This is a genomic window from Rhodoferax sp. (assembly GCF_034520025.1).
Taxonomy (GTDB): domain Bacteria; phylum Pseudomonadota; class Gammaproteobacteria; order Burkholderiales; family Burkholderiaceae_C; genus Allorhodoferax.
Map to the genome: position 1 here is coordinate 56,360 of NZ_JAXHNZ010000001.1, position 23,780 is coordinate 80,139.

The following is a 23,780-nucleotide window of genomic DNA, read 5'->3' on the forward strand; positions in this document are numbered from 1 at the left end:
CATGTCGACTGAACCCACTCCCTCCACACCCGCACTCAGCACCACAGAAGTCCACCAGCAACTAGGCGCTTTGACGCGTCAACTGCATGACTCGTTGAACGGGCTGGGGCTGGCTGACAAAGTGAAGGACTGGGCAGGCGAATTGCCTGACGCCAAAAGTCGTTTGTCTTACATAGCCAGATTGACGGGCCAGGCTGCTGAAAAAGTGCTCAACCAGGTAGACCAAGCCAAGGAGCAACACGACTTTATTGCAGCGGAAACACGCCGCATCGGTGAGCTCATCGTCAAAGATCCGGTAGCTGCGGTTGCCAAGGGCCACGTGATGAACTTCATCAACGATGTAGACCAAGCCAGCAAAAAGGTCGACGGACACCTCACTGAGATCATGATGGCGCAAGACTTTCACGACCTCACAGGGCAGGTGATTGCCAAAGTCGTCAACTTGGCAGCGACTATTGAAGAGCAGTTGGTGTTGTTGCTGCTGCAAACTGCACCGCCCGAAGCCGCTGCCAAAGCAGCGCCACCCTCAGAATATGTGCCTGCACTTGCCGGGCCTGTGGTTGACGGTCAGTCCAACCAGGAAGTCGTGACCGATCAGTCGCAAGTGGACGATTTGCTGGCAAGTCTCGGCTTCTAAACCAGCCGGATGAAGGGGCAGAAAGCCCCTCTTTTCACCCTTTAGTTTCAGAGGGTGCTTGTGACAATGGTGAGAACGAAAGAGTCTCACCACCATGGAACAAGGCAGTCAAGATCGCAATTTACCGGCTTCCGAAAGGAAGCTGAAAAAAGCCCGTGACGACGGCCAGGTCAGTCGCTCGCAGGACCTGACCCACTTGGGCGTGCTGGGCGCGGGCGCATTAGCCGTTCTCTCCCTCTCCCCCATTTTGTTTGAACAGCTAAAACTCAGCATGATCCAGCAGCTGAGTTTTGACGCAGACACGGTTCGGCGCACGGGAACCATGGCGCAACGCTTGGGTGATGCCAGCATCATTGGCACGGCCGGCTGTGTGGCGTTCGCAGCGATTGTCATGACCGCTGCCATTTTGTCTGCGGTGGCTTCCGGCGGCTGGGTTCAGAGTCTGAAACCCTTGATGCCTGATTTTTCAAGGCTCAATCCGCTCTCCGGCTTTGGGAACATGTTTTCCAAGAAGAAATTTTTTGACATGGCCAAGATGATGCTGATGACGGCCATTCTGTTTGCCATCGCCGTGGGATTCCTTCGCTCGGGCATGCAGGAAATGGCGGCGATGTTGATGCAACCGTCACCTGCCGCCATTGCTCACCTCATGAAGTGGATGGTCAGCGGCCTCGGGCTGATGCTATTGGTCATTCTTCTAGCCGCGATGCTCGATGTACCACTGCAACTTTTCTTGCACAAAGACCAGATGAAGATGTCACATCAAGAGGTCAAAGAAGAAGGTAAAGAGACGGACGGGAACCCGCAGCTGAAAGGCAAGATTCGTCAAAAGCAACGCGAAATGGCTCAGCGCAGCAGCGTGGGCGCGGTGCCTAAAGCCGACTTTATCGTGATGAACCCGACTCACTTTGCGGTGGCTATCCGCTACGACGAGGCCACCATGCGAGCGCCACGGGTGATTTCCAAGGGTGCAGATTTGCTGGCCATGAAGATTCGCGATGTTGCTAAGCAGCACTCTATTCCGGTGCTGCAGTCACCGATGCTGGCTCGCGCGCTCTACGCCAATGCCGAGCTGGATCAGGACATTCCAGCGACTTTGTACACCGCCGTTGCGCAGGTGCTGGCCTATGTTTACAGATTGCGCGCTGCCCTGCGTGGGGAGGGTGTGATGCCGACAGAGGTTCCACAGCCATTTGTTCCCCCAGAACTTGACCCCTTGTCTAAGACCGTGAAGGCATCCACCCCATGAACGCCCAACTCAAATCATTTCAGCAGTGGTATGCCAGCAATGCAGGTGTGATGCAAGGTGCAGCGGCGCCTATACTGGTAGTGGCCATTCTGGCCATGATGGTCTTGCCCATGCCACCTTTGTTGCTGGACATGTTTTTCACTATCAATATTGCAGTGGCATTGATGGTGATGATGGTCGCGGCATACATGATCAGGCCCTTGGACTTTGCCGCATTCCCCTCGGTGTTGTTGCTCACAACCCTGATGCGGCTCTCGCTCAACGTGGCTTCGACCCGTGTGGTCTTGCTTGAAGGCCACACCGGCCCGGGCGCTGCAGGCGCTGTGATTGAGGCATTCGGCCACTTCTTGATCGGAGGCAACTTTGCGGTCGGTCTGATTGTTTTCGCTATTTTGGTGGTGATCAACTTTGTGGTGATTACCAAGGGATCTGAGCGTATCGCGGAGGTTTCTGCGCGCTTCACATTGGACGCGATGCCCGGTAAGCAAATGGCGGTCGATGCCGACCTGAACGCCGGCCTGATTGACGAAAAAGAAGCCAAACGACGCCGGGCAGAAATCGGCGAAGAAGCTGAGTTTTTCGGCTCGATGGACGGTGCATCCAAATTCGTACGAGGCGATGCCATCGCGGGAATCTTAATTCTGCTGATCAACATCTTCGGAGGACTTGCTATCGGCCTGTTGCAGCATGACCTGAGCGCATCCCAAGCAGCTAACACCTACATCCTGTTGGCGGTGGGTGACGCGCTCGTCGCCCAGATTCCCGGCCTGCTGATTTCCGTAGCGGCTGCCATGGTGGTGTCTCGAGTGGGCAAAGACAAAGACATCGGCAAACAAATCGTCGGCCAGATGTTTGTGTCTCCGAAGGTGCTCGGCATCACCGCGGTCATCATGACCATTCTGGGCATGATACCCAATATGCCTCACTTTGTGTTTTTGAGCATTGGCGCGGTGCTGGGCTACGGTGCCTGGCTTCTTGCCCATAAGCCGGTGCCGACAGAAGCTGACACAGCCCCTGTGGCCCCCACCGGCGACGGCGACGCCACCTGGGATGACCTGCAGCCGGTAGACCAACTGGGCTTGGAACTGGGCTACCGCCTGATTGCGCTGGTTGACAAAACCCGCCAGGGCGACCTGCTGAACCGCATCAAAGGTGTGCGCCGCAAGTTCGCCCAGGAGGTAGGCTTCCTGCCGCCTTCGGTACACGTCCGGGATAACCTCGAGCTCAAGCCCAGCGCCTACCGGATCACGCTGCGGGGTGTCATCGTTGGTGAAGGCGAGGCCTTTCCCGGCAACTACTTGGCGATCAACCCGGGAGGAATCACAACCCCATTGATCGGAACCGCGACAACAGACCCTGCTTTCGGACTCCCCGCACACTGGATCGATGAACGCCAGAAGGAAGCCGCACAAATGGCTGGATTTACGGTGGTTGATTCTGAGACTGTCATGGCAACCCATTTGTCACACTTGATGCAAGTCCAGGCCTCCAAGCTCTTGAGCCGGACAGAAACACAACAACTGGTGGAACACGTGGCGAAACTGGCTCCTAAACTCATTGAAGAGGTCGTCCCCAAGATGGTGTCGATTGCCGTCTTCCAAAAGGTGCTGCAGCTGCTTTTGGATGAGTCGGTGCACATCCGGGATATTCGCACCATCATCGAGTCGATTGCGGAGCACGCCCCCTCCACCACAGACCCTGCTGAGCTGGCCAAGCGTGTTCGCGTAGCGCTGTCGCCCGCCATCGTGCAGCAGATTTACGGGCCGACACGTGAACTCAATGTCATCGCCATCGACCCCGGCCTCGAGCGGCTGCTGATGCAAGCCTTGGGCAGTGCATCCGGATCTGCTTTGGATCCGGGCGTAGCCGACATGCTCAGCCGCAACGCAGCAGAAACAGCGATGAAGCAAGAGGAGGTCGGCGTCCCGGCCTGCCTGCTGGTGCCAGACCAGATCCGCGGCGCGATTTCCCGCCTGGTCCGCCGCATCGCGCCCCGCTTACAAGTGCTTGGCCACAGTGAAATTCCAGAAACCCACACCATCCGTATCGGTCCGATTTTGAGAGGCGCCACATCATGAACGTCCAACGCTTTACAGCCGCCACCTCACGCGAAGCGTTAGCCAAGGCCCGTCAGGCCTTTGGTGAAGGCACCCTTATCCTGTCCAACCGCCCCACTGCCAACGGCGTTGAAGTTGTCGCCACAGCTGAAGACAGCTTGGCCACACTAGATGCAGCCGTTAGCCGCACCGCGGCTCGCTCAGGTGGAGGCTCCCAGCAACGCCAGCAGCCCCCTAGCTACCGCGAAGTGGCTAGCAAAGTGGAAGAGGACGCAGAACAGCTGGCGATGAGCACCCTCTCCTTCCAGGACTACGTGCGGGAGCGCATGTTGCGCCGCCGGGCCGAGGCACAGCAGATCCCGGTCTTGCAGCCAGAAATAACGCCCATGCCGATGCCTGCACCGGCGCCCGTGCCGCTCGAGCGCCCGCAACCCACTTTGACTCAGCGCATTGCGATCGACATCGAATCGCAGCCCAAGCGGGCGGTCCCCATGCGGCAAGCTGCACCCGCACCGCAAGCGCCGGCAGTAAACAAAATCGTCATGGACGAGTTGCACGCCATGAAGGAACTGATCGAGGACCGTTTCAACACCCTCACCTGGTTGGGTCAAGCGAAACAAAATCCGATCCAGTCCAACATGATGCTCAAGATGATCCGGGCCGGCTACTCCCCGACGCTTTCACGGGCGATCTTGGAGCGCTTGTCAGATGACATGGATGCACCCGAATCCGTGCGCTGGGTGATGGACGTGTTGGAACGTAACCTGCATACCGATGCCGCCATTCCGGCACTCCACGAAGAGGGTGGCGTGTTTGCACTCATGGGTGCCACAGGGGTTGGCAAAACCACCACAGCGGCCAAGCTCGCGGGCTTGTGCGCTCGGACCCATGGTCCCGGCAGTGTGGGCCTGATCACCTTGGACACCTACCGCATAGGCGCCCACGAACAACTGAGGGCTTATGGAAAGATGCTGGGCGTAGTGGCCCACCTCGCCCATGACAAAGCGGCTCTGCAAGATTTGCTGGGCCTCCTGTCGAATAAAAAAATGGTGTTGATTGACACCACCGGCATCGCACCGCGGGACCCCCGCAAGCGCGAGCTGCTGGAGTTGCTCGACCTTCCAGAAATCAAACGCTTGTTGGTCCTGAATGCCGGAGGCCATGGGGACACCATGGACGAAGCGGTGGCCTGCTTCAAAACCGGAGAAACACAGCAAGTCATCCTGTCGAAGACCGATGAAGCGGTCAAACTCGGACCATCCATCGATGCCTGCATTCGTCACCAATTGATGTTGCGGGGCACCACTACCGGTCAACGTGTTCCCGAGGACTGGGAAGCTGCAGTTGCCAGCAAGTTGGTCCGCACCTCCATGCGCAGCACTGGGGCCTCTGCCTACGACCCGAAAGCGACAGACCTGGGCTTTTTCTTCAGCCAACCTGCCAACACCACTGCACACAAGGGGCGTATGAATGCTTGAAAGCCCCCCGAATCAGGCTGCAGGCCTTATGGACTTTGCCGTCCCTCAAACGCCGAAACTACTGGCCATGGTGAGCCATGGAGATGAACAGGCAGAACTCCCGCTGCTGTTGCGAGTGTGCGCCGCACTCGTCGGATTCGGCTACACCGTGACGGTGCTGGACGGGTCGGTACTGGAAACCACCGACAATCCCGGCTTAGAACAATTGTTGAATTTCACGTTCACCCAGAGTACGGGAACCGAGGCCCCATCCTGGAGCATCCTTCCTGCGGGTTTGGGGCTACAAAGTCTTGCAGCGGCTCACCGACATGGCGGCCCAGGTCTTGGAGACTGCGGTTCATTTTTTCCGCTTGAAAGCGTGGTGATCATTTATGCCAACGCACACAGCCTGACCCCGTTGATCAAGGGAAGTCAGACTCGCCCGCTGCTGGCCATGTCGGCGGCAAAAACTTCATTACTGACCACGTACCTCGCCCTGAAGCGCTTGTTGCTCAAAGCCAAGGTTGAGCCTACTATTGTGAACATGGTGGATCCTTCGAAGCCGGCCCAGGCCCACTCCACCACACCCACCAGCTTGAGCGACTGCGCCAAGTACTTTTTGAACTACGACGTGTTTCCGATTCACATCACAGCACCCATGGGGGATGAGCGCCCGTCACCGTCCATTGAGCGATTGGCGCTTGGCCTGCTGGAAAACGCCATGTCACTCGAAACGGGCTGGGCCTATGCGCCCCCCCAACAGAATCGTCAGTCTTTTAGCAGCCTAGCAGCCTCAGGGAGACATTGATGTACACCGCCAAAGGGCAGCTCGACCGCTCCGCATTGATCAAACAGTACCAGCCCCTGGTACGACGTTTGGCCCATCATATGATGGCCAAGCTACCGGCAAGTGTTGAGGTGGATGACCTGATCCAGGTGGGCCTTATCGGCCTATCAGATGCCTTGTCCCGCTACGAGGCATCTCAAGGTGTTCAGTTCGAAACCTTTGCCACCCAACGCATACGCGGCGCCATGCTCGACGAGCTCCGCGAAAACGATTGGATGTCACGCGGCTCGCGCAAGAGCCAAAAAGAAATTGAAACTGCATTGCGCCGCCTGGAGCACAGGCTTGGGCGCAGCCCTGCAGAGTCCGAGATCGCTGCAGAACTGGGGATGTCTCTCGCGGATTACCAGTCCCTGCTGGGCAAAGTGCGGGGCACCCAGTTGGTATATCTGGAGGACATGTCGCGCCGCAATGAAGACGATGACACCTACCTCGACCGCCATGTGGCTGATCAGGATGCAGATCCGCTCAACATGCTGCGCGATCAGCGCCTGCGGCAATCGTTGGTCGACGCCATCAAGGGGCTCCCCGAAAGAGAGCAGTACATCATGAGCATGTATTACGAACAGGACATGAACCTGAAAGAAATTGCGGCGGTGCTGGACGTTACCGAGTCACGGGTTTGCCAGTTGCACAGCCAATCGATTGCCAGGCTGCGCGCCAAAATGCGGTCCCACTAAGTTGAATGAACTGCATAAAAAAAGGGCCCGTGTGAACTGACCCCAAGAAGTTGGACGGTTGGAAGCTAGGCGCCCAAGGCCTGGGTTCGGTACTCCACCGGGCTCAGGCCTTTTAGTTTGAGCTTAATACGCTGGTGGTTGTAGTAGTGGATGTAGCGGCCTAGTCCCTGTCGTAGCTGCTGGACGTTGTCGAATTTGTTGAGACGGAAGAACTCCGATTTCAGCGTGCCGAAGAAGCTCTCCATCGCTGCGTTGTCCAGGCAGTTACCCCTGCGGGACATGCTTTGCGTCAGGCCTCGCTCGAGTAGCCGCTGTCGGTAGGCCTCCATCTGGTACTGCCAGCCTTGATCTGAGTGCATCATCGGAGCCTCCTGCGCAGTGAGTCGCGACAGCGCCTTCTTGAGCATGTTTCCCACCAGCTGGAAGAGCGGACGCTCGTTCATTTCATACGCCACGATTTCTCCGTTGAACAGGTCCATCACGGGCGACAGGTACAGCTTCTCGCCGCGCACATTGAACTCGGTCACATCGGTCACCCATTTCTCGTTCGGACGCTCGGCCTCAAACCGACGATTGAGTAGGTTGGGCGTCGAGGCCATCTCGCCCCGATAGGAGCGATATTTCTTGGGTCGCACCAGCGACTTCAGGCCCAGGCTCTGCATCAGACGCTGCACCGTCTTGTGATTCACTATTTGGCCGCTGCGTCCGAGCTCGGCCGTGATGCGCCGATAGCCATAGCGCCCCTTGTGGCGTTCGTACACAGCTTGAATGCTGCCCTTTAATCCGGCGTATCGGTCGCCAGCCTGCAGCACCTTGGCTTGGTAGTAGAACGTGCTTCGCGACAGGCCTGCGGACTGCAGTAGTCGACGCAGCAGGAACTGTGGCCTCAGTTCGAGGACGGCTTGCACTTTTTCAGCGCAGCTTGCCGATTGGCTCGAACCAAGGCCTCCAACTTTTTTAGGTAGGCCACCTCCGTACGTAGTTGCTCGTTCTCCTCGTGCAACTCTTGCAGCGAGCGCTTGTCGTCCTTCTGCGCGGGGGCGGCTGGCGCGGATTTGGGCTTGGGGGACTTCATGGGAGGGCGGCCTCGGGGTTTGGGGTGGAGCGCTTGCAGGCCACCCTCATCGTACTGGCGCCGCCACAAACCCACGATGCCTCCACCGCCACGCACGTCAAAGAGCGTGGCCGCTTGCGTGTTCGACAACTCCCGAAGCTTGGCTTGGCGCAGTACGTTCAACTTGAACTCTGCGCTGTAGTAGCCCCCCGGCTTTCTGTGCAGTCCATTCAGACCATGGGCCTTATAGCGGTGCACCCAGTTCGCGATGCTGTTACGACCTATCCCGTACTGCTTGGCCAAAGCCTTGTGGCCCAGCGGTCCGTCCAGATACTTTTGAACAACTTCGAGCTTGAAGCTCTCACTGTGTTTCGTCATGAAAAACACCCCATCGGTTGGATTGATGTCCAACCTTTGGGGTGCAGTTCAGAGGGCCCTATTTTTACGCTCGGCAGGCCTTCAGGCACTTACCGCAGCCAGTCGTCCTGAAGATTTGGGGCCTGCGCCGTAATTGCCGCCACCCGCATAGGTGGGATCCACGGAGGCAGGCACCACCAGACTCAGTGCTTGCTCCACCAACATGGCACGGCGTAACAAACTGGATCGCACTATTTGTAAACCCTCTGCCAACGCTTTGACACGTTCTACAATGGCTGGCTCGACCAAGCCTTGGCGCTGCCATTGCTGCCAAACCCCGGCAAGACTGACGGCTGTTTTCTGGATCTGCTCTGACAAAGCCGGCAAAGTTTCCGCGTCGCCGGTTGCAACCGCTAGTGCAAGGCCGTTGAACTGGACCTCCAGCGCATCGAAGTAAGAATCAGGTTGGATGGTGATCATTGGGTCCCCCTCGTATCAAAAGCGATACGCAGGAGGCACGCACTTACCGGGTCGTTCGGTTCAGCATTTCCTGCGCGTTGGATAACAGCTTGTCGGCGATTGCTTCCGCATTCACGGAAAACGTGCCGTCTTGGATAGACGCCCGCACCGACTCCACTTTGGCGAGATCGACGTCTGAGGCTTCGCTGCGCTCGGGCTTCTCCAAAGCGCGCGCCGCGGTCGACACCGTCACAGCCACGCCGGCGGATCGGGTGCTCTGAGTGGCGTTGGTGTTCGCATTGGCCGCCGCATTGCTGCTCTGCGCAGCCTTTTGGGCAGCACCGGACACCGTAGTAGATACGGAAGCGGGTAATTCTGAGGGTTGACCAATTTTCATCGCGTTCTCCAAAACTACGGTAAGCGTAGCCTCGTACGATGTTTATCGGTCGGGTTCGGGCTAACTTTAGGGCTATTTTCACGATTTTCGCCTCTAAAGGTCTATCTTGACTGTACGCATATCCAGCACAGTCCCCGATGTCACCCGACCGTTGTCCATTTTGACGCGGGCCTGCTGCCCCACCACCCCAGCGGAAAGCGCCTGGGCCTCACTGGAAATATGAAAACCGGGACCCTGCGCCACAATTTTGACGGTAGCCCCGGCCTGAAAAACTTGGGCCGGCCGCAACATGCCTTGGCGCAGCGCTTGTCCGGTCGTCAACGCGCGGGACGCTGTCTGCCCCAACCAGGCAGCCCGGTCCGTGAGGATCGCGCCCTGCTCTTCCGCCCAATCAACCTCGCCGCGTGTGACATCACTCTCCGTGACTGCCGTGCCCGCCGCGAGCTGTGTTTTCACGACCCACGCTTCACCGAGTGCCCGCACAGTGACCGGCAGCGTGACGTTCCAACGGCTGATGCCGTCTACACAACGCACCCCGACGCGACTGCGCCCCCAAAGTCGCGCACCCGGCGGCACATAAGCCTCCATGTTGCCGCATGCCGCCAAGCGCACACGCGCATCGAGCGCACCTACAGTGACGTCCATCCGCAAAGGCGTCGGCTCAGTGCGTTGACTTTTCTGCACCGCCTCGACCGCCCATTGCTGCGCAAGAGCCTGCACGCCCTGCGCCACCGGCTCTTGCGCGAAGACAGGAGCCGCGCAAGCAACCAAACCTATCAACAGGGCGCGCGCGGGTTGAAGAGATGTGCGGATTACGGGCATGGGAGGCTCCAAAAGTTGCCTCAACTTTAGGAAGCAGCGCCCACGAAGAAGCCCGCAAATACACAGCTTTCCGCGCCTTATTCCAAAGCTCAAAAATTAAAGCTTTTCCCATAATTGCCCCACGTCACCAGCCGGCCCACCTGCTGAGGCCCGACGAACAACCGTTGAGGTATCTATGTTTTCGAAACTAACCAATGCTTTAGATTTCCAATCAAAGGGGTTGGTGCTGCGCGCAGAGCGACAACGCGTCATCGCCAGCAACATCGCAAACGCCGATACGCCTGGGTTCTCCGGCCGCGACTTTGACTTCAAAAAAGCCATGGCGGAAGCGACTTCCGGCCCTGCTTTTCCCTTGGCCACTCCCTCTAGTGGCCCCAACAGTGACGGGACTACCAATGCCCGCCACATACCGATCAGCAATATTGACAGCTCCACGCTAGGCGACAACAGCAGGCTTGCCTACACGCTCCAGACACAGCCCGCCATGGACGGCAATAGCGTGGATATGGACCGTGAGCGCGCCAACTTCGTCGACAACTCCGTCCGCTATGAAGCCACGCTCCGTTTTATTAACGGCTCTTCCCGAACAATCTTGAGCGCGATTCAAGGTCAGTAAGCACTGAATTAGCCAGAGGAGACCCTCCATGTCCATGTTTTCCATCTTCAACGTCAGCGGCAGTGCCGTCAGCGCACAGTCCCAGCGCCTCAACGTCGTGGCCAGCAACCTGGCCAATGCAGACGCCGTGGCAGGCCCGGACGGCCAGGGTTACAAAAGTCGCCAAGTGGTGTTTGAAACCGTGCCCATGGGCTCAGAGGCTTCGGCAGGCGTCAAAGTAAACGCTATCAAGGAAAGCAACGAGCCCCTGCGCAAAGTGCACAACCCGATGCACCCCTCGGCAGATGCAGAGGGTTACGTCACCCAATCCAACGTGAATCCCGTCGAAGAAATGGTCAACATGATTTCTGCGTCGCGCTCGTACCAGAACAACGTGGAAGTTATGAACACGGCCAAGAGTCTGCTGCTCAAAACGCTGCAGATGGGTCAATAAATTCAAGGACGTTCACCATGGCCACCGCAGTCAGTAACAACACCGCACTCTCAGGCACCAGCGCCACATCGAGTGGCACCGTCAGCGCCCAAGAGCAAACAGACCGATTCATGAAATTGTTGGTTGCACAACTCAACAACCAGGATCCCATGAACCCGATGGACAACGCCCAGATGACCAGCCAGATCGCGCAGATCAACACGGTCTCGGGCATCCAAGAGCTCAACGCCACCATGCAAAGCATGGCCGCCCAGTTCACCTCCATGCAAGTGTTGCAAGGCGCCAGCATGGTGGGGCATGGGGTACTGGTCGAGTCAAACACCCTGTCGATCGATGGCGGCACAGCCAAGGGCGCTATCAACTTGGCCAGCAAGGCGGACAAAGTCACGATCGACATCAAGACCGCCGGCGGCCAATTGCTCGAGACCATTAACTTGGGCTCTTTGCCGGCTGGGCAGAGCAACTTCCAGTGGGACGCCTCCAAATACAGCGGCCTGAGCAGTGTCAACTTCAAGGTGAACGCGACCCAAGGCGGAAACACCGTCAAAAGCACCGATCTGGCCCAAGACACCGTAACGGCAGTCGGCACAGAAAACGGAGCCATGTCGCTCCAGCTCAAAGGTCGCACGGAAGTCGCCTACAGCGCCATCAAATCCATTCTCTAACCCCCCATTTCCCAAGAGGTAACCACCATGAGCTTTCAAACAGGACTCTCCGGCCTCAACGGCGCCAGCAAAAGTCTGGACGTGATCGGCAACAACATCGCCAACGCCAATACCGTGGGAATGAAATACTCCCGCACAGAATTTTCAGCACTGGTCGCAGGCCAGCTGGGCGCTGCAGGCGGAAGCACCGGCAACACACCGGGTATCGGGGTGGCCGTAGGCACAATTGCGCAGCAGTTCACCCAGGGCAATATCAGCATCACCGGAAACAACCTCGACGTAGCGGTCAACGGCGGTGGTTTCTTTCAACTCACCCAGCCTGACGGCTCCACGGCGTACACCCGTGACGGCCAGTTCAAACTGGACTCCGACGGCAACCTCGTCACCAACAGCGGCGCCAACGTAATGGGCTTCCCCACCGATTTGCTGGGGAACCGTACCAGTATCACGCCCCAGCCCATGGTGATTCCGACCAGCGCCCCCATTCCCGCACAACAAACCACTGCTATCACCGCAGAGTTCAATCTGGATGCCCGGACCAAGCCAGCCATCCAAACCACACCGCCCACGCCGATTTCGACCTACGGCACCACACTCACCGCGTTTGACTCGCAAGGCAACGAAGTCCCGGTGAGCCTGTACTTCGTCAAGCGCGGCCCGGACACCACGGCGAACCCGGCGGTTACGACGGACACATGGGACGTTTATGACGCAAGCACCGTGGCTGCAGGCACCACCGCGCTCAACACCAATGCAGCGGTCTATGCAACGCACCAAGCCAACGTGGCCTACAACACCACCACACCGCCACCGACAGACCTGAAACCCACCTTTGCAGCCGCAGGTACCGGCGCTTTTGCCGCACCTGCGCTCACCACGGTGGCGACCGGCGCGCTGTTTCAGTTGGAATACGACGTGAACGGCAAATTGACTTCGCCGCTGGCCGCTCAAACCCTGACTTTGACCTCTCCCAACACGGCGATCGGCACCTTTAGCACCACGCTGGATCTGACAAAAACAACGCAGTACGGCACCACCTTTGCCGTCTCCAACCTGACCCAAGACGGCTACACCGCAGGGGACCTGACCGGTATCTCGATTGACCCGAGTGGCGTGATTACCACCCGGTACTCGAACGGTGAGACCCAGTCCCGCGGACAACTCCTGCTGGCGGACTTCCGCAACGTGCAGGGTTTGACGCCTATCAGCGGCGGAAACTGGACGGAGTCGTTTGCGTCCGGGCAGCCGGTGCTTGGCAACCCGGGTCTGGGCAAGTTCGGTGGCCTGCGCTCAGGCTCCCTCGAGGACTCCAACGTCGACCTCACGGGTGAGCTCGTCAACATGATGACCGCCCAGCGCAACTACCAAGCCAATGCACAGACCATCAAGACCCAGGACCAGATCCTGTCGACCCTGGTCAATTTGCGTTAATCAACAGCAGGACTGAAGCACCATGGACCGCCTGATATACACCGCCATGACCGGCGCCAATGCGGCGGCGAGCCGGCAGTCGGTCATTGCCAACAACCTTGCCAACGTTTCCACCAATGGCTTTCGCGCGCAGCTGGCAACTTACCGTGCGGTACCCCTGCGCGGCGAAGGCGCCACCACCCGGGTTTTTGCCCTCGAAGCAACCGCCGGACACCTCGATACCCCCGGCCCCGCCATGCGCACCGACCGCAGCCTCGATGTCATGGCCAAAGACGGTGCCTGGTTCGCGGTGCAAGGTCTGGACGGCACCGAGGCCTACACCCGCAACGGGCATGTGGAAGTCGCAACAGACGGCACCCTGACTACGGGCAACGGGCTGCAGGTCCTGTCCAGCGACGGCTCGCCCATCACTTCGCCCGCCGGGGCTGAACTCACCATTCAACCGGACGGCACGGTCAGCGCCAAAGTCGGCAACCAGCCGGCCAACGCCATCGGCAGGCTCAAACTAGTGGTTCCCACCCCGGATGACCCGCTCGTGCGCAGCGGCGATGGTTTGTTCCGCGCCTTGTCCGGCGATCCGCTGAACAACGAAGACACCGCGCGCGTGCAGGCCGGCATGTTGGAAGGCTCCAATGTCAATGCGATCGAAGCCATGGTCGGCATGATCCAAACCGCACGCCAGTTCGAAGCCCAAACCCGCCTCATGCAAACGGCCGAGTCGAATGACCGTTCTGCTGGGCAACTCTTGAACATGCAAGGATAAACACCATGATCAACTCGCTCTGGATTTCCAAAACGGGCATGGAAGCCCAACAAATGCAGTTGGACGTGATCTCCAACAACTTGGCCAACGTGTCCACCAATGGCTTCAAAAAATCGCATGCGGTCTTTGAAGACTTGATGTACCAAAACCTGCGACAGGTCGGCTCCAACACGTCTGAACAGTCCACCCTGCCCACCGGCTTGCAGCTCGGCTTGGGCGTGCGCACCGTAGCGACCAGCCGTTCGTTTGCACAAGGCAACCTGCAACAGTCCAGCAACAATCTGGACGTGGCGATCCAGGGCAACGGCTTCTTTCAGGTCACCATGCCCGACGGCACCACCGGCTACACCCGCGATGGCGCATTTCAGGTCGACAACACCGGCCGCATGGTCACCTCCAACGGGCTGCCGATCTTGAACGGCATCACCGTCCCGGCCAACGCCACCAGCCTGGCGATCGCGCAAGACGGCAACGTGACCGTCACCATCCCCGGTAACGTGGCACCCCAACCGATCGGCACCATCACCCTTGCCAGTTTTATCAACCCGGCAGGCCTGGAGCCCAAAGGGCAAAACATTTACGCCGAAAGCGCAGCATCAGGCCAGCCCAACGCCGGCACCGCAGGCGCCAACGGCCTGGGCACTTTGGCCCAAGGGTTTGTCGAAACCTCCAACGTCAACGTGGTCCAGGAGCTTGTCACCATGATCCAGACCCAGCGGGCCTATGAAATGAACTCCAAGGCCATTCAAACCTCTGACCAGATGCTGCAAAAGCTCGGTCAGCTGTAAGGAACCACCATGACACAGCGAAGCCTACACCGCATCGCGGCAGCCATAGCCACCGGCGTGCTGGCTGCCGGCTGCCAACAAATGCCGCAAAAAGTCGCCGTAGACTTTGTGGAGCCACGGATTCCTGCTGCGCCGATCGTGTCGGTGGCATCCAAACCGGCCAACGGCAGCATCTACCAAACCGCTGCCTACCGTCCAGCCTTTGAAGACCGGCGCGCACGGCTGGTCGGAGACAACGTCACGATCCAGATCGTCGAAAACGTCACTGCCAGCCAGAAGTCCACCTCCACGGTCAACCGCAACACCTCCATCGACTCCGCCATCACCGCCCTGCCGGACCAGACACTGGCAGGCTTGGGCAAACTCAACATTGGCGCTGCAACCAACAATAACTTCTCCGGCAAAGGTGGCACCGAGAGTGCTAACACCTTTGCCGGTTCGATTACCGCCACCGTCATTGAAACCCTACCCAACGGACACCTGATCGTGACCGGTGAAAAGCAGATCGGCGTCAACCAGAATGTGGACGTGCTCCGCTTCTCCGGCACCATCGACCCGCGGATGCTGCAACCCGGCAGCGTCATCAGCTCCACCCAGGTGGCGAATGTGCGCGTAGAGTCCCGCGGACGCGGCGCACAGGGCGAAGCGCAAACAGTTGGCTGGTTATCACGGTTCTTTTTGAGTTTTCAGCCCTTCTAAAGAAATCCAGAATAGTGCCGAGGGGTAACAGATCCAGTCGGATCGCCCCGTTAACCGACTCGGCACATGACACACTGGAACCACTTAGCGAACACCTTCCGCTCACAGCGCTGGGGCGGCTTGTTGGTGGCAATCGCCATGGCCGCAGCACCTGCGGCCCATGGCACAAAACGCATCAAGGAAGTCGCCGCCATCGAGGGCGTGCGCAGCAACCAGTTGACGGGCTTTGGCTTGGTCATCGGCCTCGATGGCACCGGTGACCAAACCACCCAGATGCCTTACACCACGCAAGGCCTCAAAAACTACATGGAGCAGCTCGGCCTCACCCTGACGCCCGCCTCCCAAAACCAGTTGCAAATGAAAAATGTGGCGGCCGTGTTGGTCACCGCGCAGCTGCCGGCATTTGCCCGGCCAGGGCAAATGCTCGACATCAATGTCTCCTCCTTGGGCAACGCCAAATCCCTCAAAGGCGGCACCCTGATCGCCACACCCCTCAAAGGGGCCGATGGCGAGGTTTACGCCATGGCCCAAGGCAATTTGATCGTGGCCGGCGCCGGAGCAGCCGCAGGCGGCAGCAAAGTGCAAGTCAACCACTTGAGCGCCGGGCGCATTCCGGATGGTGCGCAAGTCGAGCGCAGCGTGCCCACCAGCTTACAGGACGGCCCCACTATTAACTTGAGCCTGAGCGCTTCGGACTTTCAGACCGCGCGCAAAGTAGCACAAGCCGTCAACACCCGTTTCGGCCCCGGCGTGGCTCAAGCTCTGGACGGACGGACCGTGCAGGTCAAAGCCCCCACCAACCCGAACGACCGCGTCAGCTTCATTGCCGATATGGAAGAACTGCCGGTCGATAACTCGGTCGCTGCTGCCAAAATCATCATCAACTCGCGCACTGGCTCTATCGTCATGAACCAGGCGGTCACCCTGGGTGCCTGTGCGATCGCCCACGGCAACTTGTCGGTCAGCGTTTCATCCAGCCCCGTGATCAGCCAGCCCAACCCGCTCTCGGGTGGACAGACTGTGGTCGGTGAAAAGGCCAATATCGAGATCAAGCAAGACGCCGGCAAACTCATCCAGCTGCCCCAAGCGGCCCAGCTCACCGATGTGGTCAAGGCCCTGAATTCGCTGGGTGCGACCCCTCAAGACTTATTGGCCATCTTGCAAGCGATCAAATCGGCCGGTGCCTTGAACGCGGAGTTGGAGGTGATTTGACATGAGCTACGGTTCTGCCCTCGGCTCTACGCCGATATCCAGCGCCCAAGACCTGGTCGCTGATGCCCGGTCCCTGAGCGCCCTCAAGGCCGGTGCCGACAAAGCCACGCCGGACACCATTCGCGAAACCGCGAAACAGTTCGAGTCGCTGTTCATGCGCGAGCTCCTCAAGAGCATGCGCGAGGCGAACAGCTCCATGAAGTCCGGCATGCTGGACAACGCCGGCAGTGACCTCGGCACGGATCTGTTCGACCAGCAAATGTCGGTCAGCATGTCCGGGCAGCCCGGTGGCCTGTCCGACCTGATTGCCCAGCAGCTCAGCCGCCAGATGGGCGTAGAAATGCCAGGCTCCACCGTCGGTATGGCTAACAGCAGCAGCCTGCAGCCCGTCAAGGCACCCGACACGCTGACACCGAAAAGCAGCGTCGGCAAACTCACCGCCTCTGATATGGCACTGACTCCGGTCGCCCCCAAGAAGGCGCCCACCAGCACTCAGGCGGAATTCGTGTCCAAGCACACCGACGCTGCCAACAAAATAGAGAAAGCCACCGGCATCCCGGCCAGCTTTATGCTCGGCCAGGCAGGTCACGAAACAGGCTGGGGCAAGCACCAGATCAAGAACAAAGACGGCAGCAACTCCTTCAACCTGTTCGGCATCAAGGCCGGATCCAGCTGGACCGGCAAAGTCGCCGAAATCACGACCACCGAGTATGTGAATGGCGTGGCGCAAAAGAAGGTCGCCAAATTCCGAGCCTACGACTCTTTTGAAGACTCTTTCAAAGACTACGCGCGCCTGATCTCAGACAGCCCGCGCTATGCCAAAGCACGCCAGCAGACGCAGTCCGTCACAGCCTTTGCCACCGGCCTGCAAAAAGCTGGCTACGCCACCGATCCCGAGTACGCCGCCAAACTGAGCCGCGCCATCAACACCACCCTGCATCTGCGCCGTGCGCAAGTGCAGGCGTAACCGAGCCAGCAGCAGACTATGAGCGTCCTCAATATCGGCACCCGCGCCCTGCAGGCCAACCAGATTGCCTTGCAGACGGCCGGCAACAACATTGCCAACGTCAACACGCCCGGCTATTCGCGTCAAAGCGTGGTGCACACCGCGGTGGAGGGCCAGTTCACCGGAGGTGGCTACATCGGCAAAGGCGTGGATGTGCAAACCATCCAGCGCAACTTCAGCGCCTTCCTGACCCGCCAGGCCACGCTGGCCACTGCGACCCAAAACGCGGATGTCGCCCGCTCCAACAAGCTCAACCAGCTCCAGGACATCTTCTCAGGCGGCAGCACCGGTTTAGGGGCCGCGGTCAGCGACATGATGAACGCGTTTTCTGACGTCGCCAGCGCCCCGACCGACCTCACCGCCCGCACTGTGGCACTCACCCGTGTGGACGAAACAGCGGGCCGCTTCCGCGCAGCCTCGCAAGCCATCCAGGACTTGCAAGCCGGCGTGGCGCAAGAGATCAGCCAAAAGGTCAACAACATCAACACACTGGCCCGCAATATTGCCGATGTGAACCAGGAAATTGCCCGCGCACAAGGCAAGGGACAGCCACCTAACGACCTGCTGGACCGCCGCGACCAATTGGTGCGCGAGCTCAACCAATTTGTACAAACCACCTCCATCCCTGCAGATGACGGCACGGTCGGCATCTTCCTGGCGGGTAGCCAGCCGCTGGTGTTGGGCACAAACGTGTCCCCTGTCACGGTGGTGAGTGATGACTTTGGTGATCCGCTCAAAACCAAACTCTCGATGACCCGGGACGGACAGCAGGTCTTGCTGGACGAAAACGCCCTGGGCGGCGGCGAAGTCTCCGGCCTGCTGCGTTTCCAGAACGCCGATCTTGCCGAGGGTCGCAACCTGCTCGGGCGGCTCACGCTGGCGATTACTACAGAAATGAACGAGCAACATGCGCTCGGTCTGGACCTCGATGGCAACGCTGGCGGACCTTTGTTTTCGACAGCAGCGTTCAAGGCGCCGGACAACATCCGCACGCCCACCGCACCGGCAACACCCAACTCCAACCCCTTGGTGGAAGTCACTATCGCCATCAGCGACTCCACCCGTTTCGCCGCGTCGGACTACACCATCAATTTCAACTCGGCCACAAGCGGCAGCATCATCCGGCTCTCGGACGGCCAAGTCACCAATTTCAACCAGACACTGCCCGACACCACACTGGCCACTGTAGACGGCATCACCTTCGGAATGCCCAGTGCAATCGCCGGCCCACCCGCCCAAGTGCCGGCCGCAGGCGACCGCTTTTTGATTCAACCGTTTGCCACCGCCGCGAGCAACGTCGAACGGGTGTTCTCCACCCCCCGCCAACTGGCAGTTGCCAGCCCGATTGCCGGCGCCATGGGCACCACCAACAAAGGCAGCTTGCAACAGGTGTCGCTCATCGCGTTAAGCAACGTCCAAACCGCGACCCCTCAAGCACCCGTCACCCTCACATTTGCGGTGGACGCTGTCACCAATGCGGTCACCTACACCCGCTCTGACGACGCGGGTGTTCCCCCTACGTCGTTCGCCTTTGACCCCAGCACGGCGATCACATCTTCGGCATGGAGCCTCAAACTCACCGGCACCCCCAAGAATGGGGACACCTTCAAAGTGGTGGATATCAAAGACCCGGCCTTCAAGCTCGACCTCAAGCTCAACGGCGGCAATGCCACGGCCATGATGAACCTGCGCGACAAGGCCATGTTCGATGGCTCGGTCATGACCGACGGCTATGCCAGCGCGATCTCGCAGATCGGCATCCGCACCCAAAGTGCCGGCTACTCCGCTACGGTTTCGAGCACGATTGCCGCTAACCTAGAGCAGGACCGCAGCGCGGTCTCCGGCGTCAATCTTGACGAAGAGGCCGCCAAACTCATCCAATACCAGCAGGCCTACCAGGCCTCTGCCAAGATGATCCAGATTGCACAGAACATTTTCGACACCCTGATTCAGGGCCTGGGCCGTTAAGGCCTGAAGGAGTCACCACATGGCCGTCAACCTCTCCCGCCTCGCATCTGCCAACACCTACGACAACGCGATCAGCAACCTCGCCAAGCGGCAAACCGCGTTGTCGAACCTGCAAGAAAACCTTACCTCCGGCAAAAAGGTGGTGCGCGCCAGCGACGACCCCACGGGCGCAGCCCAAGCCGAACGCGCACTCACCCGCCTGGCCCGCATTGCGACCGACCAACGCGCCCTCGAATCCCAGCGCAACACGATTGCCAACGCCGAAAGCACCCTGGGCGATGTAGTGGACGCGATTCAACAGTTCCGCGAACTGGTGGTCAGTGCCGGTAACGGCAGCCACACCCCCGCAGAGCGTAAAACCATTGCCAACCAACTGCAGGGGCTACGCGAGCAAATCCTGACCTACGCCAACCGCAAGGACACCAATGGCCAACCCCTGTTCGGCGCATTAGCCAGCGCCGCGGAGCCGTTCACCGGCCCCACCACAACCGTGCCTGACTACACCTACAACGGCCTGCCGGGTCAAACCGCCACCAGCGAAATCGCGATTGCCAGCACCCTGGATGGCGAAAGCGCATTCATGCACCAGACCTCGCGCGATGGTGTCTACAACGTCAGCACCAGCACCATCCCCAGCGACCGGGCACTCACCACCAGCAATGTGACCGTGGCCGACTCCAGCCTGGTTAGCCGCGCCAGCTACAAAATTACTTTCGGCCCGGTGACCGCCGGTGCCACTGCCGGAACCAGTTCCATCAGCTACACCGTGGAAGAGATTCCGGCCACCGGAGACCTGCCCACCTTCCCCGGCCCGCCTTATCAGGTCGGCCCCTTCACCGTGCCCGACTACCCCACCGGCAAACCGGTCTCCGTGAACCAGGCGCCTGCAATCAACGGCATGCCCGGCCTGTCGCTCACCATTACCGGTACACCTGCCGCCGGTGATGTGATCACGGTCGACCCGAACCCCAGCATCTTCAGCGTCATGGACGACGCCATCCGCGACATCGGCGGTGCCGCCAACTCAAATGCCGCCACCCAAGCTGTCGGCCAGGCGATCTACAACCTCGATATCGGCATGAACCGGGTGTCCGCCATCCGGGGCCAGGCCGGTGACTTGCTGAACCGGGCCGACCGCATTACCTCGAACCAGGAGAGCAAGAGCATTCAGCTCGAAGCCGACCGCTCACGCGCGGAAGACCTCGACATGATCAAAGGCATTGCCGACTTCCAGAACCAGCAAACTGGCTACCAGGCCGCCTTGCAGTCGTACGCGCAAGTGCAAAAGCTCTCGCTGTTCAACTTCATCAGCTAAGGCCATGAGCAGCTCGGTCCTTGGCAGCATCACCATCGGGTACGAAGCCCTGTGGGACCAATGGCGCAAGCGCCTGGGGGTGAGACTCTGGCTGGACCCGGACAGCAGCAGCGCGGTCGATGCCACCCACCTGATCGAGTCCCTCCAGGAGCTCTGGCCGGCGTCCCGCGAGATTTGCCTGCTCCATGCGCGCACCCCCAGTCTGCTGGCCGACTTGCTGGACCACAGCAGCGCGCCCAACATCTGGGTCGAAGTGCCCGAGCACTGGCTCAACGACGCCCTGTTGGCCGGGCGCGTGCGCAAGGCCCAACAACGTGGCGTCAAGCTGGTGTGGTGTGGCGAGCCGGGCGAGCGCCCGCAGGCTGACATGGCGCAGTGGTTCCACTTGAGCGTGCTTTCGCTCACGCCAGCCCAAGCGCTGGGTGCCCTGCGCGCAGCCCTGCAACGCAGCCAAGACGGCAGCAGCGCTGTGTCGCGCCCGCCAGAGAGCCCGGTGCAAAGCGGTCAACTGTATGAATCGCTGGCCAGCCAAGCCCTGATAGAGCACGCGCTCGACCAGCAGCATGTGCGCGCGGTGTCCGGCTGGCCAGCCGAAGAGGTGCTGTACGCCTACCGCTACCGCCAGATCCAGCCTGCCCGCCAAGCGCTGCTGGACTTGGTCAAGGCGATCGATGCGGACGAATCCCTCGACGCCCTGGAACACGCCATGGGCCGCGAGCCTTTGCTCTGCTACCGCTTCATGCGCTTCGCCAACTCGGCCGCCTTGGGCCTGCGCAACGAAATCGGCAGCCTGCGCCAAGCCTTGATGACCCTCGGCTACAGCCGCCTACGGGCGTGGCTGATGGAGCACCTGCCCCACGCCAGCGCCGACAGCAACATCGACCCCATCCGCCATAACATGGTGCTGCGCGCCCGCATCATGGAGCACCTGGCAGATGCCGGTGTCGAAGACGAGCTGCGCCGGGAGGTATTTTTGTGCGGTGTGTTTTCGCAAGTCGATGTGCTGCTGGGCGAAAACCTGGGCGCAGCACTGCACCGCTTGCCCCTGCCGGGGCGGGTCGCGTCAGCGGTGGTGGGCCAGACTGGCCCTTACGCGCCGTGGTTGGAAGTCGCAGCTGCCCTGGAGGGCCGCAATACCAAGGTCATCCGCGAGGTCTGTCGCGCCCACCAGATACCGGCCGACGAGGTCAACCGCGCACTCTTGCGGGCACTGGCGCAGCACTAGCCTACACCGCCAACTGCCCATCCAGCTTGAAGATAGACACGGTCTGGACCAGCGCTCGGGTTTGGGTTTCCAGGTTCTGGGACGCCGCAGCGCTCTCTTCTACCAAGGCTGCGTTTTGCTGGGTGGTCTGGTCCAGCTGGGTAACGGCCTCGCCGATTTGGGCAATCGCACGCTCCTGCTCCGCGCTGGCGTGGCTGATTTCTTCCACCATGTGGCCGACCCGCTGCACCACCTCCACCACGTCGCGCATGGTGGCGCCCGCCTCGGTCACTAGGTTGGTTCCGGAGTTGACCTGAACCACACTGTCCTGGATCAGCTGCTTGATCTCTTTGGCCGCCTCGGCGCTGCGCTGGGCGAGGTGGCGCACCTCACTTGCCACCACCGCAAACCCGCGGCCCTGCTCGCCGGCGCGAGCCGCTTCGACTGCGGCATTGAGGGCCAAGATATTGGTCTGGAAGGCAATACCATCGATCACGCTGGTGATTTCACCAATACGCCGTGAGCTCGCGCTGATGCCTTGCATCGTGTCCACCACCTGCGCCACTTGGGCACCGCCCCGCTGCGCCACCGCGCTGGCGTTGCTGGCGAGTTCGTTAGCAGCATGGGCGCCCTCGGCGCTCTTGCGCGCCGCGCCATTGAGCTCCTCCATAGTGGCGGCGGTTTCCTCCAGGGCACTGGCCTGCTCCTCGGTGCGCTGGCTCAGGTCCATACTGCCGGTTGCGATCTGCTGCACACCGGTGGCAAGGTTGTCACTCGCGGAGCGCACCCGCCCCACGATTTCCACAAGGCTCCCCTGCATCGCTCCCATGTAGGCCAGCACACTGCCTTGGGGTGCACGGGCAAATTGCGCTTTCGTGCTCAAGTCGCCATGGGCCACGCTCTCGGCAGTCGCCCGCAAATCCGAGGGTTCAGCGCCCAGCGCCCGACCCAGGTAGCGGATGATGGCGGCGGCCATGATCACCGCTGCCAGCAGTGCCACCAGCGCAATACCCGCCAGTAACTGCAGGTTGCGGTGGAAAGAAGCCTCCGCATCAGCAACCATCATTTGCGAGCGCTCGGTCGCATACGCGGCGTATTCCTCCGACTTACGCACCAAGGCCACCAGCAGCGGGCGGCACTCGACATTGATTTTTTCGATAGCTTGGTCGCGTTGCCCTTTCATCCCGAGGTCCACTACCGCCAACGCTACCGGCTCGTATTGAGCCTCCAGCTTGGCGATGTCTGCGGCCAAGGTGCGCCCGCGCGGGGTTTCGTCGGCGTCTTGCATCCGTGCGGTCAACGCAGCCAGCTTGGCACCCACTTGCTTGTTGGCCGCCACCACCAACGTGAACTCTTGTTGCTTGTCAGACTCGTTGGCCGCATTGACCAGGTTTCTGGCGTGCACTGCGCGCTTGAACACTGCGGCTTGCAGTTCCTCGGCCAACGTAGAGCGCGCGTTCACGCCCTGCACAAAGCTGGACATGTCGGCATGCATCGCATTGGTTGAGCGATAGCCCATCCACGACACCAGCACCAAGAAGCCGATCATCAGTCCGAAAGCAAGACTGAGTTGGGCGCGGATCGTGAGTGGAGAAGACATGGCAACACCTTGTAAAAGCAGGTGCCATAACTTTACGCCCAAATTACCGTTTTAGTCAAATTTATGG

23 protein-coding genes are annotated in these 23,780 nt (G+C 59.9%); 18 read left to right on the forward strand and 5 right to left on the reverse strand.

What is annotated here, in order from left to right:
- Position 1 precedes the first annotated feature (1 nt).
- The 6 genes from U5L73_RS00205 to U5L73_RS00230 all read left to right on the forward strand — a co-directional run bounded on the left by U5L73_RS00205 (position 2) and on the right by U5L73_RS00230 (position 6,924).
- Positions 2–637, forward strand: a complete 636-nt coding sequence (locus tag U5L73_RS00205; protein ID WP_322560483.1) for a protein phosphatase CheZ — start codon at positions 2–4, stop codon at positions 635–637.
- 94 nt (positions 638–731) lie between these two features.
- Complete coding sequence (locus U5L73_RS00210; protein WP_322560484.1) at positions 732–1,886, forward strand: EscU/YscU/HrcU family type III secretion system export apparatus switch protein; 1,155 nt, start codon at positions 732–734, stop codon at positions 1,884–1,886.
- The gene (gene flhA, locus U5L73_RS00215; RefSeq protein ID WP_322560485.1) at positions 1,883–3,964 is read left to right on the forward strand and encodes a flagellar biosynthesis protein FlhA; all 2,082 of its coding nucleotides are present in this window, start codon (positions 1,883–1,885) and stop codon (positions 3,962–3,964) included. The genes U5L73_RS00210 and flhA overlap by 4 nt, the downstream gene beginning before the upstream one ends.
- Positions 3,961–5,421, forward strand: a complete 1,461-nt coding sequence (gene flhF / locus U5L73_RS00220) for a flagellar biosynthesis protein FlhF (protein ID WP_322560486.1) — start codon at positions 3,961–3,963, stop codon at positions 5,419–5,421. The genes flhA and flhF overlap by 4 nt, the downstream gene beginning before the upstream one ends.
- A gap of 28 nt (positions 5,422–5,449) precedes the next feature.
- The gene (locus U5L73_RS00225) at positions 5,450–6,208 is read left to right on the forward strand and encodes a hypothetical protein (protein WP_322560487.1); all 759 of its coding nucleotides are present in this window, start codon (positions 5,450–5,452) and stop codon (positions 6,206–6,208) included.
- Entirely contained in the window at positions 6,208–6,924 is a 717-nt protein-coding gene (locus U5L73_RS00230; protein ID WP_313874190.1) for an RNA polymerase sigma factor FliA, read from the forward strand. The genes U5L73_RS00225 and U5L73_RS00230 overlap by 1 nt, the downstream gene beginning before the upstream one ends.
- A gap of 65 nt (positions 6,925–6,989) precedes the next feature.
- Here U5L73_RS00230 and U5L73_RS00235 read toward each other — a convergent pair.
- From U5L73_RS00235 to flgA, 4 genes are all read right to left on the reverse strand, one after another.
- Positions 6,990–8,356 (reverse strand): IS3 family transposase gene (locus tag U5L73_RS00235; RefSeq protein WP_322560488.1). Its coding sequence is split into 2 segments (ribosomal slippage): positions 6,990–7,867 and positions 7,867–8,356, totalling 1,368 coding nucleotides; the frame shifts between segments, so codons are not numbered across the junction.
- A gap of 81 nt (positions 8,357–8,437) precedes the next feature.
- Positions 8,438–8,815 carry a hypothetical protein gene (locus U5L73_RS00240; RefSeq protein WP_322560489.1) on the reverse strand — a complete coding sequence of 126 codons (378 nt, stop codon included), beginning with the start codon at positions 8,813–8,815 and terminating at the stop codon, positions 8,438–8,440.
- A gap of 43 nt (positions 8,816–8,858) precedes the next feature.
- Complete coding sequence (flgM, locus tag U5L73_RS00245; protein ID WP_313874192.1) at positions 8,859–9,191, reverse strand: flagellar biosynthesis anti-sigma factor FlgM; 333 nt, start codon at positions 9,189–9,191, stop codon at positions 8,859–8,861.
- A gap of 93 nt (positions 9,192–9,284) precedes the next feature.
- Positions 9,285–10,013 carry a flagellar basal body P-ring formation chaperone FlgA gene (gene flgA, locus U5L73_RS00250; protein ID WP_322560490.1) on the reverse strand — a complete coding sequence of 243 codons (729 nt, stop codon included), beginning with the start codon at positions 10,011–10,013 and terminating at the stop codon, positions 9,285–9,287.
- Between the two features lie 175 nt (positions 10,014–10,188).
- Here flgA and flgB point away from each other — a divergent pair, with 175 nt between their 5' ends.
- The 12 genes from flgB to U5L73_RS00310 all read left to right on the forward strand — a co-directional run bounded on the left by flgB (position 10,189) and on the right by U5L73_RS00310 (position 22,134).
- Positions 10,189–10,629, forward strand: a complete 441-nt coding sequence (gene flgB, locus U5L73_RS00255) for a flagellar basal body rod protein FlgB (RefSeq protein ID WP_322560491.1) — start codon at positions 10,189–10,191, stop codon at positions 10,627–10,629.
- A 28-nt stretch (positions 10,630–10,657) separates the two neighbouring features.
- Entirely contained in the window at positions 10,658–11,062 is a 405-nt protein-coding gene (gene flgC / locus U5L73_RS00260; protein ID WP_313874195.1) for a flagellar basal body rod protein FlgC, read from the forward strand.
- A 17-nt stretch (positions 11,063–11,079) separates the two neighbouring features.
- Entirely contained in the window at positions 11,080–11,727 is a 648-nt protein-coding gene (locus tag U5L73_RS00265) for a flagellar hook assembly protein FlgD (RefSeq protein WP_322560492.1), read from the forward strand.
- Positions 11,728–11,754: 27 nt separating this feature from the next.
- Positions 11,755–13,158, forward strand: a complete 1,404-nt coding sequence (locus tag U5L73_RS00270) for a flagellar hook protein FlgE (protein WP_322560493.1) — start codon at positions 11,755–11,757, stop codon at positions 13,156–13,158.
- A 22-nt stretch (positions 13,159–13,180) separates the two neighbouring features.
- The gene (locus U5L73_RS00275) at positions 13,181–13,921 is read left to right on the forward strand and encodes a flagellar basal body rod protein FlgF (protein ID WP_322560494.1); all 741 of its coding nucleotides are present in this window, start codon (positions 13,181–13,183) and stop codon (positions 13,919–13,921) included.
- A 5-nt stretch (positions 13,922–13,926) separates the two neighbouring features.
- A complete protein-coding gene (gene flgG, locus U5L73_RS00280; RefSeq protein WP_313874199.1) occupies positions 13,927–14,709 on the forward strand; it encodes a flagellar basal-body rod protein FlgG in 783 nt (260 codons plus the stop codon).
- A 9-nt stretch (positions 14,710–14,718) separates the two neighbouring features.
- Positions 14,719–15,408 carry a flagellar basal body L-ring protein FlgH gene (locus U5L73_RS00285; protein WP_322560495.1) on the forward strand — a complete coding sequence of 230 codons (690 nt, stop codon included), beginning with the start codon at positions 14,719–14,721 and terminating at the stop codon, positions 15,406–15,408.
- A 66-nt stretch (positions 15,409–15,474) separates the two neighbouring features.
- Positions 15,475–16,620 carry a flagellar basal body P-ring protein FlgI gene (locus tag U5L73_RS00290; protein ID WP_416221246.1) on the forward strand — a complete coding sequence of 382 codons (1,146 nt, stop codon included), beginning with the start codon at positions 15,475–15,477 and terminating at the stop codon, positions 16,618–16,620.
- Between the two features lies 1 nt (position 16,621).
- A complete protein-coding gene (gene flgJ / locus U5L73_RS00295) occupies positions 16,622–17,587 on the forward strand; it encodes a flagellar assembly peptidoglycan hydrolase FlgJ (RefSeq protein ID WP_322560496.1) in 966 nt (321 codons plus the stop codon).
- Between the two features lie 18 nt (positions 17,588–17,605).
- The gene (gene flgK / locus U5L73_RS00300; protein WP_322560497.1) at positions 17,606–19,594 is read left to right on the forward strand and encodes a flagellar hook-associated protein FlgK; all 1,989 of its coding nucleotides are present in this window, start codon (positions 17,606–17,608) and stop codon (positions 19,592–19,594) included.
- A 19-nt stretch (positions 19,595–19,613) separates the two neighbouring features.
- On the forward strand, positions 19,614–20,909 hold the full coding sequence (gene flgL, locus U5L73_RS00305) for a flagellar hook-associated protein FlgL (protein WP_322560498.1): 1,296 nt from the start codon (positions 19,614–19,616) through the stop codon (positions 20,907–20,909).
- A 4-nt stretch (positions 20,910–20,913) separates the two neighbouring features.
- Positions 20,914–22,134, forward strand: a complete 1,221-nt coding sequence (locus tag U5L73_RS00310; RefSeq protein ID WP_322560499.1) for an HDOD domain-containing protein — start codon at positions 20,914–20,916, stop codon at positions 22,132–22,134.
- Between the two features lies 1 nt (position 22,135).
- Here U5L73_RS00310 and U5L73_RS00315 read toward each other — a convergent pair whose 3' ends face one another.
- On the reverse strand, positions 22,136–23,713 hold the full coding sequence (locus U5L73_RS00315) for a methyl-accepting chemotaxis protein (RefSeq protein WP_322560500.1): 1,578 nt from the start codon (positions 23,711–23,713) through the stop codon (positions 22,136–22,138).
- Positions 23,714–23,780 lie beyond the last annotated feature (67 nt).

Bases quoted from the DNA above. Each gene is read 5' to 3' on its own strand.
- flgK (WP_322560497.1), top strand. From the start codon at position 17,606: ATGAGCGTCCTCAATATCGGCACCCGCGCCCTGCAGGCCAACCAGATT.
- U5L73_RS00290 (WP_416221246.1), top strand. From the start codon at position 15,475: ATGACACACTGGAACCACTTAGCGAACACCTTCCGCTCACAGCGCTGG.
- U5L73_RS00265 (WP_322560492.1), top strand. From the start codon at position 11,080: ATGGCCACCGCAGTCAGTAACAACACCGCACTCTCAGGCACCAGCGCC.
- flgB (WP_322560491.1), top strand. From the start codon at position 10,189: ATGTTTTCGAAACTAACCAATGCTTTAGATTTCCAATCAAAGGGGTTG.
- flgG (WP_313874199.1), top strand. From the start codon at position 13,927: ATGATCAACTCGCTCTGGATTTCCAAAACGGGCATGGAAGCCCAACAA.
- U5L73_RS00275 (WP_322560494.1), top strand. From the start codon at position 13,181: ATGGACCGCCTGATATACACCGCCATGACCGGCGCCAATGCGGCGGCG.
- flhA (WP_322560485.1), top strand. From the start codon at position 1,883: ATGAACGCCCAACTCAAATCATTTCAGCAGTGGTATGCCAGCAATGCA.
- flgA (WP_322560490.1), bottom strand. From the start codon at position 10,013: ATGCCCGTAATCCGCACATCTCTTCAACCCGCGCGCGCCCTGTTGATA.
- flhF (WP_322560486.1), top strand. From the start codon at position 3,961: ATGAACGTCCAACGCTTTACAGCCGCCACCTCACGCGAAGCGTTAGCC.
- U5L73_RS00310 (WP_322560499.1), top strand. From the start codon at position 20,914: ATGAGCAGCTCGGTCCTTGGCAGCATCACCATCGGGTACGAAGCCCTG.
- flgC (WP_313874195.1), top strand. From the start codon at position 10,658: ATGTCCATGTTTTCCATCTTCAACGTCAGCGGCAGTGCCGTCAGCGCA.
- U5L73_RS00230 (WP_313874190.1), top strand. From the start codon at position 6,208: ATGTACACCGCCAAAGGGCAGCTCGACCGCTCCGCATTGATCAAACAG.
- flgJ (WP_322560496.1), top strand. From the start codon at position 16,622: ATGAGCTACGGTTCTGCCCTCGGCTCTACGCCGATATCCAGCGCCCAA.
- U5L73_RS00285 (WP_322560495.1), top strand. From the start codon at position 14,719: ATGACACAGCGAAGCCTACACCGCATCGCGGCAGCCATAGCCACCGGC.
- U5L73_RS00270 (WP_322560493.1), top strand. From the start codon at position 11,755: ATGAGCTTTCAAACAGGACTCTCCGGCCTCAACGGCGCCAGCAAAAGT.
- flgL (WP_322560498.1), top strand. From the start codon at position 19,614: ATGGCCGTCAACCTCTCCCGCCTCGCATCTGCCAACACCTACGACAAC.
- U5L73_RS00240 (WP_322560489.1), bottom strand. From the start codon at position 8,815: ATGATCACCATCCAACCTGATTCTTACTTCGATGCGCTGGAGGTCCAG.
- U5L73_RS00315 (WP_322560500.1), bottom strand. From the start codon at position 23,713: ATGTCTTCTCCACTCACGATCCGCGCCCAACTCAGTCTTGCTTTCGGA.
- U5L73_RS00205 (WP_322560483.1), top strand. From the start codon at position 2: ATGTCGACTGAACCCACTCCCTCCACACCCGCACTCAGCACCACAGAA.
- U5L73_RS00210 (WP_322560484.1), top strand. From the start codon at position 732: ATGGAACAAGGCAGTCAAGATCGCAATTTACCGGCTTCCGAAAGGAAG.
- U5L73_RS00225 (WP_322560487.1), top strand. From the start codon at position 5,450: ATGGACTTTGCCGTCCCTCAAACGCCGAAACTACTGGCCATGGTGAGC.
- flgM (WP_313874192.1), bottom strand. From the start codon at position 9,191: ATGAAAATTGGTCAACCCTCAGAATTACCCGCTTCCGTATCTACTACG.